This is a genomic window from Massilia sp. CCM 8734 (genome assembly GCF_011682155.1).
Classification (GTDB): domain Bacteria; phylum Pseudomonadota; class Gammaproteobacteria; order Burkholderiales; family Burkholderiaceae_D; genus Telluria_A; species Telluria_A rubra.
Genome location: NZ_WHJI01000005.1, coordinates 194,459 through 209,658, shown reverse-complemented (window position 1 = coordinate 209,658; position 15,200 = coordinate 194,459). Strand labels below are relative to the sequence as shown.

General features: G+C 66.5%; 12 protein-coding genes. 6 read left to right on the top strand and 6 right to left on the bottom strand.

Going from position 1 to position 15,200, the window contains the following annotated elements:
* Positions 1–42: 42 nt before the first annotated feature.
* Entirely contained in the window at positions 43–1,503 is a 1,461-nt protein-coding gene (locus F2P46_RS07295) for a PLP-dependent aminotransferase family protein (protein ID WP_166886831.1), read from the bottom strand.
* Positions 1,504–1,604: 101 nt separating this feature from the next.
* Between F2P46_RS07295 and F2P46_RS07290 the strand changes: the two genes are divergently transcribed.
* The 4 genes from F2P46_RS07290 to F2P46_RS07275 all read left to right on the top strand — a co-directional run bounded on the left by F2P46_RS07290 (position 1,605) and on the right by F2P46_RS07275 (position 5,579).
* Positions 1,605–2,573, top strand: coding sequence for a threonine dehydratase (locus F2P46_RS07290; protein ID WP_166886828.1), 969 nt, complete (start codon positions 1,605–1,607; stop codon positions 2,571–2,573).
* 3 nt (positions 2,574–2,576) lie between these two features.
* A complete protein-coding gene (locus tag F2P46_RS07285; RefSeq protein WP_229509132.1) occupies positions 2,577–3,491 on the top strand; it encodes a DMT family transporter in 915 nt (304 codons plus the stop codon).
* A 318-nt stretch (positions 3,492–3,809) separates the two neighbouring features.
* Positions 3,810–4,271, top strand: coding sequence for a RidA family protein (locus F2P46_RS07280; RefSeq protein ID WP_166886825.1), 462 nt, complete (start codon positions 3,810–3,812; stop codon positions 4,269–4,271).
* 114 nt (positions 4,272–4,385) lie between these two features.
* Positions 4,386–5,579 carry a PLP-dependent aminotransferase family protein gene (locus F2P46_RS07275; RefSeq protein WP_166886822.1) on the top strand — a complete coding sequence of 398 codons (1,194 nt, stop codon included), beginning with the start codon at positions 4,386–4,388 and terminating at the stop codon, positions 5,577–5,579.
* A gap of 72 nt (positions 5,580–5,651) precedes the next feature.
* Here the strand turns inward: F2P46_RS07275 and F2P46_RS07270 are convergent, their stop codons facing one another.
* Both F2P46_RS07270 and F2P46_RS07265 read right to left on the bottom strand, forming a co-directional pair.
* On the bottom strand, positions 5,652–7,067 hold the full coding sequence (locus tag F2P46_RS07270) for a hypothetical protein (protein WP_166886820.1): 1,416 nt from the start codon (positions 7,065–7,067) through the stop codon (positions 5,652–5,654).
* An 85-nt stretch (positions 7,068–7,152) separates the two neighbouring features.
* Positions 7,153–8,520 (bottom strand): hypothetical protein, encoded by a 1,368-nt coding sequence (locus F2P46_RS07265; protein ID WP_166886817.1) that lies wholly within the window; start codon positions 8,518–8,520, stop codon positions 7,153–7,155.
* 254 nt (positions 8,521–8,774) lie between these two features.
* Between F2P46_RS07265 and F2P46_RS07260 the strand changes: the two genes are divergently transcribed.
* Complete coding sequence (locus F2P46_RS07260; RefSeq protein WP_166886814.1) at positions 8,775–9,578, top strand: alpha/beta fold hydrolase; 804 nt, start codon at positions 8,775–8,777, stop codon at positions 9,576–9,578.
* 66 nt (positions 9,579–9,644) lie between these two features.
* On the top strand, positions 9,645–10,301 hold the full coding sequence (gene bluB / locus F2P46_RS07255) for a 5,6-dimethylbenzimidazole synthase (RefSeq protein ID WP_368737887.1): 657 nt from the start codon (positions 9,645–9,647) through the stop codon (positions 10,299–10,301).
* A 60-nt stretch (positions 10,302–10,361) separates the two neighbouring features.
* On the opposite strand, the gene F2P46_RS07250 is transcribed toward bluB, so the two are convergent.
* From F2P46_RS07250 to F2P46_RS07240, 3 genes are read right to left on the bottom strand one after another with little or no spacing between them, the layout of a single operon-like run.
* Positions 10,362–11,924: an FGGY-family carbohydrate kinase gene (locus F2P46_RS07250; protein WP_166886809.1), complete on the bottom strand. Its 1,563-nt coding sequence runs from the start codon at positions 11,922–11,924 to the stop codon at positions 10,362–10,364.
* Positions 11,918–13,504, bottom strand: a complete 1,587-nt coding sequence (locus F2P46_RS07245; protein ID WP_166886806.1) for a glycerol-3-phosphate dehydrogenase/oxidase — start codon at positions 13,502–13,504, stop codon at positions 11,918–11,920. The genes F2P46_RS07250 and F2P46_RS07245 overlap by 7 nt, the downstream gene beginning before the upstream one ends.
* The gene (locus F2P46_RS07240) at positions 13,501–15,096 is read right to left on the bottom strand and encodes an FAD-binding oxidoreductase (protein WP_166886803.1); all 1,596 of its coding nucleotides are present in this window, start codon (positions 15,094–15,096) and stop codon (positions 13,501–13,503) included. The genes F2P46_RS07245 and F2P46_RS07240 overlap by 4 nt, the downstream gene beginning before the upstream one ends.
* Positions 15,097–15,200 lie beyond the last annotated feature (104 nt).

The following is a 15,200-nucleotide window of genomic DNA, read 5'->3' as shown; positions in this document are numbered from 1 at the left end:
GGTTGAACGGATTGTGCAGAAATGGGGGTGTTCCGGGCGATTTCAAGGCCTGCGAACCGGGCTCCCCAGTTCCTTGGCCAGAAATTCCCACACGCCCGGCTCCTGGGAGGTCGACACATTCATGCGCATCCGGGTCGACGGCAGCTGGCTGGGCGAAAACAGCGCCCCCGGCGCCAGCAGCAAACCGGCGGCCATGGCGCGTTCGGCCAGGGCAATGGTATCGACACCGGTGTCGGCCCAGATGAACATGCCCGCCGGCGGCGCCACGTCGATGCGCAAGCCGACCTTTTCCATCTGGCGCACCGTGTGCGCGCGCACCGCGTCGAGCCGTGCGCGCAGGCGGTCGGCGTGCTTGCGGTACAAGCCCTCGGAGAGCACTTTGTATACCACGCGCTCGCCGATGTCGCTGGTGGTGAGCGTGGCCAGCATCTTGCGGTCGCACAGGCGCTGCGCCCACTCGGGCGAGGTGGCGATGAAGCCGACCCGCAGGTTGGCCGCCAGCGACTTGGAAAAGCCGCCCAGGTAAATCACCCGTTTCAGCTGGTCGAGCGCCGCCATGCGCGTGGCCGGCTGCACCGCGCTGCCGGGATGCAGGTCGCAATAGATATCGTCTTCGACGATGGTAAAGCCGTGTTCCTCGGCGATGCGCAGCACCTGGAACGCCTTGGCCGCCGACAGCGAGGTGGAGGTGGGGTTGTGCAGCACCGAATTGATCACGTACAGCTTCGGTCTGTGCAGCGCCGCCATGGCGGCCAGCTGGGCGAGGTCCGGGCCATCGGGCAGGCGTGGAATGCCGACCACCTTCAGCCCCATCGCCGCAAAAGCGCCGAACATCAGGAACCAGGCCGGGTCGTCGACCAAAATGGTGTCGCCGGGACGGGTGAACTCGCGCGCCACCAGGTCCAGCGCCTGGGTCACGCCGACGGTGGTCACGAACTGCTCGGGCGCGGCGTCGATTTCGAGCTCGGCCAGTTTTAGCTGGAGCTGCTGGCGCAGCGGCAGGAAGCCCTGCGGCATGCCGTAGTTAAGCAGCAGCGCGGCGCTCTGGCGGCTGACCGCGCGCAGGGCGTTGGCGATCATCGGGCCGTCCAGCCATTCGGACGGCAGCACGCCGGAGCCGGGCACCCGCTGCGAGGGCGCGGGACGGAACATGTTGCGGATCAGCCAGACCACGTCGAGCGGCTTGGTTTCCAGCGCCGCCGGCGCGGCGTCCGGCGCCGAGCGCTCGCCGGCGTTGAGCGGCGAGCGCTCGCGCACGAAGAAGCCGGCGCCACGGCGCGACTCCACGTACCCCTTGGCCACCAGCTTGTCGTAGCTGGCCACCACCGTGAAGCACGACACACTGTGAGTGGCGGCGAACTGGCGGATCGACGGCATGCGCGCGCCGCTGCGCAGGATTTTATCGTCGATGCGGTTTGAGACCGAACGCACGATCTGGTCGATCAGCGTTTCGCCCGAGCCGCGCGTGAGCAGGCCGATGGCGGGATTGCTTGTATTGGTCATGGCACCGTCACAGTATGCGTAATTATGTTGATAAGTGTATTTGCACTGTACTGGTTTTCTCGTCTAGGATACACCCATCGACCCACCTTTGAAAGAGCGCCATGTACTTGCCGTCCCTTGCCGAACTCGATGCCGCCGCGGCCCTTGTGTACCGCGCCATGCCGCCCACGCCGCAGTATTCGTGGCCGCTGCTGAACGAGGCGCTCGGCACCGAGGCCTGGGTCAAGCACGAGAATCACACGCCGCTCGGCACCTTCAAGGCGCGCGGCGCGGTGGTCTATCTCGATGCGCTGGTGCGGCGCGCGCCCGAGGTGCGCGGCATCATCGCCCCGAGCCGCGGCAACCATGGGCAGGCGATCGCCTTCAGCGGCGCGCGCCTGGGATTGCAGGTGACGGTGGTGGTCCCGCACGGGAACAGCGTGGAAAAGAACGCCTGCATGCGCGGCCTGGGCGCGCGCGTCATCGAACATGGCCACGACTTCCAGGAAAGCCGCGAGCATGCGCTGGCGCTGATGCGCGAGGAAGGCCTGCACATGGTGCCCTCGTACCACGAAGACCTGGTGGCGGGCGTGGCCAGCGGCTGGCTCGAACTGTTCCGCGCCCAGCCCGACCTGGACCTGGTGCTGGTGCCGATCGGCCAGGGTTCGGGCATCTGCGGCGCCATCGCGGCGCGCCACGCGCTGGGCGTGAAAACCCGGATCATCGGCGTGGTGTCGAGCCATGCGCCGGCGTACCAGCTCTCATTCCGGGCCGGGTACAGCATCGAAGCGGCGGTCAGCACGGTGGTGGCCGACGGGCTGGCGTGCCGCGTGGCCGATGCGGCGTCGCTGGTGGCGGTGCTCGAATGGGCCGACGACGTGCTGGCCGTGACCGACGACGAAGTCGCACGCGCCATGCGCCTGTATTACCGCTGCACCCACAACCTGGCCGAGGGCGCGGGCGCGGCGGCGCTGGCGGCGGCCATGCAGATCAAAGACGGGCCGCTGATCCGAGGCAAGAAGATCGGCCTGCCATTGACTGGCGGCAATGTCGACGCCGAACTGTTTCGCCACATCCTGCAAGGACCCTGAGCCATGACGAGCACCTTGACGATGACAGCGCGGCCCGCCATGTCGGACGAGAGCGCCGGGATGCTGCTGGGGCTGGCCGGGGTTGCCCTGTTCAGCCTGACGCTGCCCTTCACGCGGATGGCGGTGGCCGGGCTGGAGCCGGTGTTTGTCGCCTTGGGGCGGGCCTTGGTGGCGGCCCTGCTGGCGGCCATCTGGCTGGCGTGGAAGCGCGCGCCGCTGCCGCCGAGGTCGGCGCTATGGCCGCTGGCGATGGTCTCGCTCGGCTGCGTGATCGGCTTTCCGTGGCTGACCTCGATTGCCTTGCGCAGTTTGCCGGCGTCGCACGGCGCGGTGCTGGTCGGCATCTTACCGCTGGCCACGGCGCTCGTTTCCGCGCTGCGCGGCAACGAAAAGCCCTCGCTCGGCTTCTGGCTGACCGCCCTGACGGGTTCGGCCATCGTGATCGGCTTCGCCCTGCGCCAGAGCGGCGGCAGCTTCCACCAGGCCGACCTGCTGATGTTCGGGGCAGTGGCGGCGGCGGCGGTGGGCTACGCCGAGGGAGGAAAGTTATCGCAGAGCATGGGCGGACAACAAGTGATCAGCTGGGCGCTGGTATTGTCGGTGCCGCTGGTGTTACCGCTGCTTATCTGGCTGGCGTTGCCGCAGCTGGACCGGATGGCCGAGGCTGGTGCGCGGGCATGGATCGGCTTTGCGTACGTATCGATATTCTCGATGTTCATCGGCTTTTTCTTCTGGTACCGGGGCATGGCGCGCGGCGGCATTGCCCGGGTGGGGCAAGTGCAACTGCTGCAACCGTTCATGACGCTCGCTGGCGCCTGGCTGCTGCTGGGCGAGCCGCTGGAGCCGGCCAACATCGGCTTCGCCCTCGCGGTGATTGCCGTCGTCGCCATCGGCCGCCGCATGCAAATCAAACGCTAACACCCCCAACCGGGGTCAGAGCTTTAATTGGAAACTTTTTATAGCAAAACCGCCAAAGGCGCCGGTTTTGCAAGCTTTTCACGGCAAGCCGGGTCGGTAAGCCCTTGGGACGCTGAAAATGCGATCGGTCGAATGCGATCTGCGTTAATAGAGAGAAAGAGTTTCGAATTAAAGCTCTGACCCCGGTTGTAGGAGTTTCGGAAGTTGTTTTGCCGGAGGCTGTCCCAACTTTTGGCCTTGGCGTGATTCCGGTGGGCAGTCGGTCGTGCCCGACGTACAATACTGCCTTGTCTTTCTATCCGCTTCCGAGGAATCACCATGACCGTCTACGACACACTGAAATCGCTTGATATCACCCTCAGCCCACCTGCCGCGCCCGTCGCCGCGTATGTGATGTATGTCCAGACCGGGAATCTGGTGTTTATTTCCGGACACATCGCGAAGAACGCCGACGGTTCCGTCAATGCCGGTCAGCTGGGCAAGGACGTCAGCACCGAACAAGGTATCGCCGCCGCGCGCGCGATTGCGATCGATCTGCTGGGCACGCTTCAGGAAGCCTGCGGCGGCGATCTCGGCAAGGTCAAGCGTATCGTCAAACTGATGAGCCTGGTCAACTCGACCCCCGGCTTCACCGACCAGCACCTGGTCACCAACGGCGCTTCGGAACTGCTGGCCGAGGTGTTCGGCGATGCCGGCAAGCATGCGCGCTCGGCCTTCGGCGTGGCGCAGAACCCGCGCGGCGCCTGTGTCGAAATCGAAATGATCGTCGAAGTCGCTTAAACCAACATCAACATCCCGGACGCTGCTTATCCGGCGGCGTCTTTCCAGCCGCTTACCCAGCGTGCTCTATAATCGGCCCAGTGCGAACCCGGCCGCCTTGACTGTGAGACCAGTATGAAAATCGAAAATCCAAACCCCATCGAGTGGCGTTTTTCCGAGCGCGCCAGCCAGCTTCAGAGTTCGTTCATCCGCGAAATCCTGAAGATTACCCAGCGTCCGGAGATCATCTCCTTCGCCGGCGGCCTGCCCTCGCCCGCCACCTTCCCGGTCGAGCACATGAAGGCGGCCTTCGACAAGGTCTTGTCCGAAAACGGTAAAGTGGCATTGCAATACGGCCCGACCGATGGCTACCCGCTGCTGCGCGAGTGGATCGCCAATTCGCTGTCCACCGCCACCTGCAAGATCCTGCCGGAACAGGTCCTGATGACCTCCGGCTCGCAGCAGGCGCTCGACCTGCTGGGCAAGGTGCTGATCGACGAAGGCAGCCGCGTGCTGGTCGAAACGCCAAGCTACCTGGGCGCGCTGCAGGCGTTCTCGGTGTATCGCCCCGAATTCAAGTCGGTTGCAACAGACGAGCATGGCCTGGTGCCGTCCTCGATCGCCGCCGTGGCCGAGGGCGCGCGCCTGCTGTACGCGCTGCCGAACTTCCAGAACCCGACCGGGCGCAGCCTGTCCATCGAGCGCCGCCAGGAACTGGTCGAAACCTGCGCCCGCCTCGGCCTGCCGCTGATCGAAGATGATCCGTACGGCGCGCTGAGCTACAAGGGCGAGCCGTTCCCGAAAATGCTGAACATGAACCCGGACGGCGTCATCTACATGGGCTCGTTCTCGAAGGTGCTCACGCCGGGCATCCGCCTCGGCTACGTGGTGGCGCCGCTGCCGCTGGTGCGCCGCCTGGAACTGGCCAAGCAGGCCGCCGACCTGCACACCGCGCAGCTGACCCAGATGGTGGTCTACGAAGTGGTCAAGGATGGCTTCCTCGACCAGCACATTCCAACCATCCGCGCGCTGTACGCCAACCAGTGCCAGGCGATGCTCGACGCGGTCGCCGAGTTCTTCCCGGAAGGCGTCACCTGGACCAAGCCCGAAGGCGGCATGTTCATCTGGGTCACCCTGCCCAAGCATATCGACGCCATGAAGCTGCTCGACCAGGCCATCGCGGCCAAGGTGGCCTTCGTGCCGGGCGCGCCGTTCTACGCCAACGAGCCGGAAACGAACACCCTGCGCCTGTCCTTCGTGACGGTGCCGCCGGAGCGCATCCGTGAAGGCGTCGCCATCCTCGGCAAGCTGATCGCCGCCCAGATGTAAATCCGGCCGCGGCAAGCCAGCGCCGTCCCCCAGGCAACTGGCGGACGGCGTTTTGCATTCGATGCGCCGGCGTCAGGGCCGCTTTCTCAAGGTGGCCACATACTCGCCGCGCGAGGTTTCAATCACCGCGCTGGCGCCCTCCAGGCGCACGCCGTCCAGCGTCGCTTCCGGCCCCGGCGCGCAGATCGCCGGCGGGCAACTGCGCTGCCCGTCGAAGCGGGCCAGCGGCCGCAGGCTTTTGCGGTCGAGCACATGCACCACCGGGCGCAGGCGGGCGTCGCCGGAACGCGCCAGGTCGCCGGCCAGCACCACGTAGCTGGCGGAACAGAAGCCGGACATGCGGCCCATCCTTCCCGCCGCGATCACTTCGCGCCCGTCCAGCGAGCGCAGGCCCGCGATGCCGTCGATGTCGGCGCTGCCGATGGGGCAGCGCTGGCGCACCACTTCGGCACGCGCCAGCGGCTTGTCGTGCGCGAACGGCAGTCCCTGGCCCATGGCACGCAGCAGCGCCCCGCCATACTCGGAGTGCAGCCCGGAATTGGGCGCGCGCGCCATGAGCGGACAAAGACTGCGGGGGCGGCCGCGGCCGCTATCCACGCTGGCCACCCGCTGCTCGTACAGCAGGCGGCGCGGTTCGCCTTTGAGCAAACGCAGCACGGCGCCGTCGGCCAGCGCTCTTACCTCCAGCAGCAGGGCGCCGGGCTGCGCCGCCTGCCTGATCATCAGGCTCTCTTCGCGGTCGGAATACGCGATCCAGGCCGCCCCATCGGCATGCGCCTCGGTGAACCCGCCCGGCAGTTCCAGCGCCGGCCCGGCGCCCGCCGGTTTCAGCACACGCGCATCGATGTCGAGCACCAGCGGCTCGCCGCCGGGCGCGTCCGACGGCACGGGCCAGGTCAGCGGGACCGGGCACAAGTCGCTAGTGGTGTAGATCATGCCGTGAGGCAGAAGCAAGGCCCGATCGTCATGGTCGGCGGCGCGCCACTGGCGCGCATGCAGCGCCACCGCCGCGACGAAGCTGAGCACCATGAGCAGCCCCAGCACCAGCGCGCCGCGCACACCGATGAGCCTGCGCCTGGACGCCGTGGCGGCGCTCAGCAGCACCAGCGACCACAGCCACATGAATGCGCCCCATCCCCAGCTGACCGCGTGCGCGCCGTGCCCGCCCGTCATGCCGGGAATGCCGTTCAACAGGGGCAAGGTGGCGGCGAACAGGAGCATGAGCACGATGGACTTGCGCGGAATCTTGCCCATGCACAAACGCCACGCCGCGTACAGGAAGAAGGGATTGGCATACACCGCCCAGCCGTTCGCGGCCCAGCCGAATAACAGGCCGAGCAGCATGAGGCCACCGCCTGGCAACGGGGGGCTGTATGCCCCGGTGGCAAACACCGGGCTCCCCATCGAAACCATCCATGCGAGCAGCGCCGCGCCCAGCAGGAAAACATCGACCGGCCGCAAGTGCGCGGGGGTACTTGGAGAAGTCATCGTCGTTTGCACCAGAAAATGCCCTTGGCAAGGTGTTGCTCACGGGCAGGCGCCATTATACGAAGCGCAGGCCGCGCCGCAGCGGTCAGAATCGGTCGCTCATCGTGGCGCAATAGCTGCCCAGCGTGGTCTGTATCACGGCTTTTCTGCCATCCAGGCCGATTGCCTGGACAGTCACGGCAACTCCCGGCCCGCACACGGTATCCGGGCAACTGTCCGCGCGACTGAAAACGGCAAGGGGCTTGAGCGTCTTGCGGTCATACACGTACATCGACTGCCACAGCGCAGGTTCATGCGGAGGCGCGCCGTGATACACCAGCACCATGTAGCTTGCGGAGCAAAAGCCGGATACCTTGTGGCGGCTCGCGTTCCAGATCATGACCTCGCGCCCATCCCAGTTGCGCAATCCTTTGATGCGGTCGATATCTTCCGTACCGAAGTCGCACGGTTCGCGCGCCTCCTCGGCACGGGGCAATGGCGTGCCCGCTTGAATGGGCGGATCGAACGCCATGGCGCGCATCAGCGCCTTGTCATAATCGTCCCGCTGCGAAAACCTGGACCGGTCATGGAGCGGGCAAAATCCGACGTCGCCTTTGGCCGACGCCACCTCGTGCAAACGCTGCTCGTACAGCACGCGCTGCGGCGCGCCTTTGAGCAAGCGCATGACGGCGTCCTTGCCCTCGGCTTTGAACTGCAGTACCAGCGATCCTGCCTGGGCCTTCTCCCTCACCATCACGGTGGCGGACGTTCCTTCCATGCGATGCACGCGCCAGGCGGAGCCATCGCCCTGTTCGTCGGTGAACTCGACGGGAAGATCGAGCTTGACGCCGCTGCTACGCAGCAGCGGATCGATATCGAGCACCACCGCTTCGCCCGTCGCCCCGTCCAGCGGCGCCGGCCAGGCCAGTGCGAAGGGACATAATTCGCTGACGGTAAATATCATTCCGTTCGACAGTAGCGCCTGCCTGTCGGGCTCGTTCGCATGCCACCACTGGTAGCCATGCAGCGCCAGCGCCGCCACGCAGGCGAGCACAATTGCGAGCCCGAGCCGCACCGCACCGCGCCTGGCCAGGCGCTCCTCCTTTGCCCGCGCCGCAGCGGCGAGCAGCACCAGCGACACCAGCCAGAGAAAGGCTCCCCAGCCCCAGCTGACCACCGGCCAGACCGTCCCCGATGAGAAATTGGCATACGAGCCATCGAGGAAGGGCAATGTGGCCGCCAAGAACAGCATGGCGCCGATGGCATAGCCGGCCGGTTTGCCGGCATGCACACGCACGGCGCCGACAGCGAAGAACACGTTTGCATACACGGCCCATCCGTTCACCATCCAGCCGAGCACCAAGCCGTCCAGCATGACGTCCAGGCCCTGATCGGGCCAGCGTTCGCCTTCGAGGGTAAACGCCGGCAAGAGAAGGGAAACGCCCCAGGCGATCAGCGCCGCGTGGAGCAGCATCTGGGCCAGCGGCCTCGGTGGCGGGGGGGGAAAGCGGAACGTGCATCGTCGATGGATCCATATGCGGATCAAAAGGTTTCCGATCACGGTACAGCCATTATAAGAGCGGCAAGCCGGGCTCTCTACCCGTGAGGCATAAAGCCACAAATTTCCCGGCAAATACACTTTGATTTGATAACAGGAATAGAATAAGCCGACAACCGCGCGCTCTGATAGGTAAGGGAGCCAATGCTGTACTCACTCGTGGATGCGCCATGAATATTCAGCAACGCAACAACGTGAATTTTTACGGAACCGGTTCCTCCACCCTGGTATTCGGCCACGGCTTCGGCTGCGACCAGAACATGTGGCGCAAGCTGCTGCCCGCCTTTTCCGACCACCACAAGGTCGCCCTGTACGATCTGGTAGGCAGCGGCGGCTCCGACCTGGCGGCCTACAACGAGTTCGACTACGCCACCCTGCACCGCCATGCCGAAGACCTGCTCGAGATCATCCACCAAGTCGCCAACGAGCCGGTGGTTTTCATCGGCCATTCGGTCAGCGCCATGATCGGCATGCTGGCCGCGATCCGCGAGCCGGCCATGTTCGCCGGCCAGGTGATGGTCGGCCCGTCGCCCTGCTTCATCAACGATGGCGACTACATCGGCGGCTTTAACCGTGAGGATATCGACACCCTGCTGCGCCTCATGCACGACAATTACCTCAAATGGGCCGCCAATATGGGGCCGCTGATCATGGGCGCGCCCGGCCAGCCCGACCTGCAGCTGGAGCTGACCGCCAGCTTTTGCCGCAACGATCCCGAAATCGCCCGGCATTTCGCGCGCGTCACGTTCCTGTCGGACCACCGCGCCGACGTGCCGCGCTCGCACACGCCCACCTTGATTTTGCAAAGCACCGATGACATGATCGCCCCGCGTGAAGTGGGCGAGTACATGCGCCGGCACCTGCCGGTAAGCTGGCTGGCGTTTGTCGACAATATCGGGCATTGCCCGCACATGAGCGCGGCGAGCGAAAGCGCGGAGCTGATCCGCACCTTCATCTCGCGTTTGCTCAAGTAGCCGGGCTGCCCGATAATGGTGGCACCGGCGGCGCAATCCGCGCTGCCCGCCACCTGCGAGGCCACCGTGACCGATCAATTCAGCCAGGGCGATATCGACGCCGTCTACCGCGCCATCGCCGCGCGCCGCGACGTGCGCCATTTTGTACCGGGCGCCATCGACGAGGCGCTGTTCGCAAGGCTGGTCAACGCGGCGCACCAGGCCCCCAGCGTGGGGATGATGCAGCCGTGGCGCTTTATCCGCATCCGCAGCGACGCCGTGCGCGAGGCGATCGTGAAGCTGGTCGACGAGGAACGGCTGGCCACGGCCGAGGCGCTGGGCGAACGCGGTTCGGAATTCATGCGCCTCAAGGTCGAGGGAATTCGCGAATGCGGCGAATTGCTGGTGGCGGCGCTGATGGACCGGCGCGAGGAGTATGTATTCGGACGGCGCACCTTGCCCGAGATGGACCTGGCGTCGGTGGCCTGCGCGCTGCAGAACATGTGGCTGGCCTCGCGCGCGGAGGGGGTCGGGATGGGCTGGGTGTCGCTGTTCGATCCCGACAAGCTGGCCGCGCTGCTGTCGATTCCGGCGGGCGGCAAGCCGGTGGCGGTGGTCTGCATCGGGCACGTGGCGCAGTTTTATCCGATGCCGATGCTGGAGATGGAGGGGTGGGCATCGCGCAGGAAGCTGGAAGATACGGTGTTTGTGGATAGCTGGGATCGAAAAGCGAACGTTGAATAGCCACCGTCGTTCCCGCGCAGGCGGGAGGTCGGTTCCGGCAGTGCCGGGACCGACGGTGGTTCAAGGCTTCTTCGGGTACCCCGTAATCTCCGCAATCTGCGCATACATCGGCTGCAAGCGCGCGTACATCTTGCGGTACACCTGCCTGTACAACCGGTCGTACATGACCCGGTTCGCCGCAATCGGCTCGAACACCCGCCCGATGCGCGTCATCCCCGCAATGGCCGCCGCAAAGTCAGGGTACAAACCCAGGCCGACCGCCGCCGCAATCGCCGCCCCCAGTCCCGACGTTTCATACACGTGCGGGCGCGCCGTCGGCAGCCCGAAAATATCGGCCGTCAGCTGCATCGCCGCGTCGCTCTGCGAGCCGCCGCCCGACACCCGCAACTCGGTAATCGGCACGCCGCTGCGTTTCTCGGTGCGCTCCTTCCCCTCGCGCAGCGCATACGCCAGTCCTTCCAGGATGGCCCGGTACACATGCGCGCGCGTGTGCACATCGCCAAAGCCGATGATCGCGCCCTTCGCCTCCGGCCCCGGCACGCGGATGCCAGGGCTCCAGTAAGGCTGCAGCATCAGTCCCATGGCTCCCGCCGGCACCGCATTGACCAGTTCATCGAACAACTGCTCCGGCGCGACATCTTCTTCCAGCGCGCGCGCACGCTCGTGGTGGCCGAACTGCTCCTTGAACCAGTTCACCATCCAGTAGCCGCGAAAAATCTGCACCTCGGTGCTGTAGGTATCGGGTATGGCCGCCGGGTACGGCGGAATGAACGGCGTCACCTCCACATAGCGGCCGCTGGTGGTGTTGATGGTGGCCGTGGTGCCGTAACTGAGGCAGCCGATATGCGGCGCCTGGCAGCCCGCGCCGATCACTTCGCACGCCTTGTCGGCGGCCGCCGCCAGCAGCGGCGTGCCGGCCGGGATGCCGGTCAGGGCGGCCACCGCATCGTCGATCTTGCCGATCACCGTGCCTGGCGCCACCAGTTCGGGCAGCATCTGGGGCGTGATCGCGAGCGCCTGCCACTTCCAGTCGCGCGGCCCGGCCCAGCGCTGGCGCTTGTAGTCGAACGGCAGGTACGCCACCTGCGAGCCGGTCGAATCGACATAGCGCCCGCACAGGCGGTAGTTCAGGTAGCCCGACAACAGCAGGAACTTGTGCGTGCGCGCCCACACATCCGGCTGGTGCGCCTTGATCCAGTTGATCTCGGCCTCGCCGCGAAAGTAGTCGATCGTGCCCTTGACCCGCGCCAGCCGGAACGCCAGGTTCCACCACATGCCCACTTGCGGCGCCACGTCGGTGCGGCGCTGGTCCAGCCAGGTGATGGCCGGCCGCAGCGGCACGCCGTCAATGCCGACATTGATCACCGTGCCGCGCTGGGTGGTCACGGCCACGCCCTGCACTTGCGTCTTGTCGGCGCCCGGCTGCTGCCACAACTGCTGGCAGGCGCGGCACAGCGACTGCCAGTAGTCTTCCGGGTCGTGCTCGGCCCAGCCGGGATGCGCCGAAAAATAGCTCTCGAAATGCACCTGCGCCTTGGCCACGATATTGCCCTGCAGGTCGAACAGGATCGCGCGCACGCTCTGGGTGCCGTTGTCGATGGCGAGGATGGTCTTAGTTAGCATGGCAGCTTGCCCGGAAGGCCGTAGTGCGCCTGCCACAGCGCCAGATACGCCGCTTCGCTGGCACTCCAGCGCGTGTCGTCCCATTCCAGCTCGCGCTGGCAGATCGCGCGGATGCGCGCCAGGTGCCGCACTCCCCCGCCGCGCAGCTGCAAGCCGAGGCGGGTGCGGCGCAGCAGCAGGTCTTCCAGGTGCTGCACCGCTTCCGTGCGCGCCGCCCAGCGCAGTTCGGCCCACAACGATTCGGTGCCGGAAATGGTTTCCAGCTCGCCCGCGCGCGCCGCGTCGATCAAGGCCTGCGCATGCGCGCCGTAGCGGCCGCGCAAACGCCGCACCAGCGCCGGCCGCAGCGGCGCGACCAGCGATGGCGACGGCGCAAACACGGTGCACGGCGCCAGGTCGTCGCGCCAGCCGGGTAACAAAGGCATGGCGTGGCGCAGCGCGTCGAGCGCGATCACGCGGAAGGTGGTCAGCTTGCCGCCGGTGACGGTCAACAGGCCGTCTTCCAGCCACACGGCATGGTCGCGCGAGGCCTTGGACGGGTCGCCCGCGCCGCTGTCGATCACCGGGCGCACGCCGGCGTAGGTTGCGATCACATCCGCCTCGCTCAAGGCCAGTTGCGGGAACTGCGCATGCAGCGCCGCCATCAGGTAATCGAGTTCGGCCCGCGTGATGGCCGCTTCGCATGCCAGGCCGGCGCCATGATCGACGTCGGTGGTGCCGACCAGGGTAACGCCTTCCCACGGAAAGGCGAACACCGGGCGGCCGTCCGCCGGATGCATCAGGCTGACCGCTTGCGCCAGCGGCAGGCGCCACGCCGGCAGCACCAGGTGGCTGCCGCGCAGCGGACGCAGTCGCGGTGCGCCGCCCGCTTGCGCGCGCAGGCCGTCGGCCCAGGCACCGGTGGCGTTGATGACCACCCGCGCGCGCACTTCGTGGGTGGCGCCATCGCGCCCGTCGAGCAGCACTGCGCCGTTGACAGTGGCGCCGCTGCGCAGCAGTTCGCGCGCGGCCATGTAGTTGATCGCCACGCCGCCATGGGTCTGCGCTTCCTGCAGCACGCGCAGCACCAGGCGCGCGTCGTCGGTCTTGGCGTCGGTGTAGAGCATGCCGCCCTGCAGGCCGGCGCGCGCGGCGTTTGGCGTCATCATCGCAAATTCGCCATCGTCGACGTAGTGGCGTTCGCGTTTACCGGCAAGAAAATCGTACATCGCCAGACCGAGCAAGAACGTCTTGCGGCCCGGCTTGCGGCCCACGTAGTCGCCAAAAGCGAAGCTTTGCGGTTCGACCAGCCCCGCAGCTCCGGCCAGCAGCGCGTCGCGCTCGTGCACCGATTCGCGGGTCAGGGCGATGCGGCCTTCTTTCAGGTAGCGCAGGCCGCCGTGCACCAGTTTCGAGGAGCGGCTGGAGGTGCCCCAGGCAAAATCGCGCTGCTCGACCAACAGTGCTTTCAGGCCGCGGCGCGAGGCCTCCAGCAGGATGCCGGCGCCGGTGATGCCGCCACCGATGATCAACAAGTCCCATTCGCGCGCCAGCAGCAGCGGCAGCGTGGTGTGCCAGCCGTTCTGCCAGTGGGCGCTCATGGCGACACCAGCTTGCCCGGGTTCATGCGGCCATCCGGATCGAAGTGGCGAAACAGCGTGCGCATGGCGCCCATGCCCAATAAGCCTTTTTCGGACGCGAGGTAAGGCGCGTGGTCGGCGCCGACGCCATGCTGGTGGCTGATGGTGCCGCCGTTGACGACGATCGCCTCCGACACGGCGCTCTTCAGGCGGCGCCAGCGCTGCAAGTCTTCTTCATAGCTGCCCGAGAGGCGGTACACGAAGGTGGTGTAAACGCTGGCGCCCTGCGCATACAAATGCGACAGGTGGGTGTAGGCGTGCACGCGCTCGCCGCACGAGGCCATGGCCTGCGCGGCGGCGTCTTCCAGCGCGTGCATCATGGGTGTGACGCCCGGCCAGTCGACCGCCGTTTCCACCGTGTCGATGGCGTAGCCGTGCTGCCAGGCGGCGTTGCGCAGGTAGACGTTGCGGAACCGGTTCTGCTTCCATTTGTCGCCCATGGTGCGGCCCACATGCACGCCCCCGCCGGCGCGTGCGATCGCCAGCGCGGCGCGCAGCGCGTGCTTCGCGTTGGCGGCGCTGCCGCTGGCGCCGATCATCAGCATGCATTTGCCGTCGGCGCAGCCGCGCCAGCGCAGCCAGGTTTCCAGCGCGCCGATCAGGCGCTTGTGGCCGGCCAGGGTCAGCATGGTCAAGGTCTCCAGCGGATTCGACAGGCGCAGCATCGACAGCGGCAGCCTGGCCTGCGCCAGCTCGCGCGTGGCGGCGGCCGCCGCGTCCCAGCTCGGGAAGAACACGGCGCGAAAGGCTTCGTACTGCGGCAGGCGGCTGATGCGCACCGTCGCCTCGGTGAGGATGCCGAGCCGGCCCTCGGAGCCGAGCACCATTTCGCGCAGGTCGGTACCGGCGGCCGACGCCGGAAAGGTCGGCAAGTCAAACGTGCCGACCGGTGTTTCGACCCTGCCGCCGGCAAACAGCTGTTCGATGCGCCCGTAGCGCAGCGACTGCTGGCCGGACGAGCGCGTCACGACCCAGCCGCCCAAGGTCGAGTATTCGAACGATTGCGGAAAGTGGCCGAGCGTGTAGCCGAAGGCGCGCAGCTGCGCTTCCAGGTCCGGCCCCAGCACGCCGGCGCCGAAGGTGGCCAGTTGCGCGTCCTTGTCCAGGTCGATCATGGCGCGCATGCGCGTCAGGTTGATGGTCAGTACCGGTTTGGGCCCGGCGTCGACGCCGACATGGCCGGCCACGCTGGTGCCGCCGCCGTACGGAATGACGATGGCGCCGCACAGTGCCGCAAAATCGAGCAGCTCGCGCACTTCTTCGCCGCTTTCGGGATAGGCCACGCCGTCCGGGGCGGTGTCGATTTTGCCGTAGCGCAGGCGCAGCCAGTCGGGCAGGCTCTGGCCAAGCGCATTGGCCAGCCGTGCGGCGGCCGAGGTGTCGATCAGCGGATGCGGGGGCAGGCGGCTGGCGCCGATGCGCGCGCAGGCGTCGGCATGGCTGGTCTCGGCGCCGGCGGTTCCAGGCCCCAGGCGTTCGCCCAAAAATGCCAGCGCGTCGTCGTTCAACGCAAATTCAATGGCATCGTCGCCCCATCCGTTCCACCGTTTCATCGTTTTTTCCCGTTATACTTGTCTGTTCATCCACAGCCGCCAGCGTATGCGAAGGCGGGCTTCACGTATTGCGCTTTCATGACAACTGCTTTGTTCAAACATGC

Coding starts and splice junctions, on each gene's coding strand:
- F2P46_RS07295 (WP_166886831.1), bottom strand. CDS start 1,503: ATGACCAATACAAGCAATCCCGCCATCGGCCTGCTCACGCGCGGCTCG.
- F2P46_RS07290 (WP_166886828.1), top strand. CDS start 1,605: ATGTACTTGCCGTCCCTTGCCGAACTCGATGCCGCCGCGGCCCTTGTG.
- F2P46_RS07285 (WP_229509132.1), top strand. CDS start 2,577: ATGACGAGCACCTTGACGATGACAGCGCGGCCCGCCATGTCGGACGAG.
- F2P46_RS07280 (WP_166886825.1), top strand. CDS start 3,810: ATGACCGTCTACGACACACTGAAATCGCTTGATATCACCCTCAGCCCA.
- F2P46_RS07275 (WP_166886822.1), top strand. CDS start 4,386: ATGAAAATCGAAAATCCAAACCCCATCGAGTGGCGTTTTTCCGAGCGC.
- F2P46_RS07270 (WP_166886820.1), bottom strand. CDS start 7,067: ATGACTTCTCCAAGTACCCCCGCGCACTTGCGGCCGGTCGATGTTTTC.
- F2P46_RS07265 (WP_166886817.1), bottom strand. CDS start 8,520: ATGCTGCTCCACGCGGCGCTGATCGCCTGGGGCGTTTCCCTTCTCTTG.
- F2P46_RS07260 (WP_166886814.1), top strand. CDS start 8,775: ATGAATATTCAGCAACGCAACAACGTGAATTTTTACGGAACCGGTTCC.
- F2P46_RS07250 (WP_166886809.1), bottom strand. CDS start 11,924: ATGCTAACTAAGACCATCCTCGCCATCGACAACGGCACCCAGAGCGTG.
- F2P46_RS07245 (WP_166886806.1), bottom strand. CDS start 13,504: ATGAGCGCCCACTGGCAGAACGGCTGGCACACCACGCTGCCGCTGCTG.
- F2P46_RS07240 (WP_166886803.1), bottom strand. CDS start 15,096: ATGAAACGGTGGAACGGATGGGGCGACGATGCCATTGAATTTGCGTTG.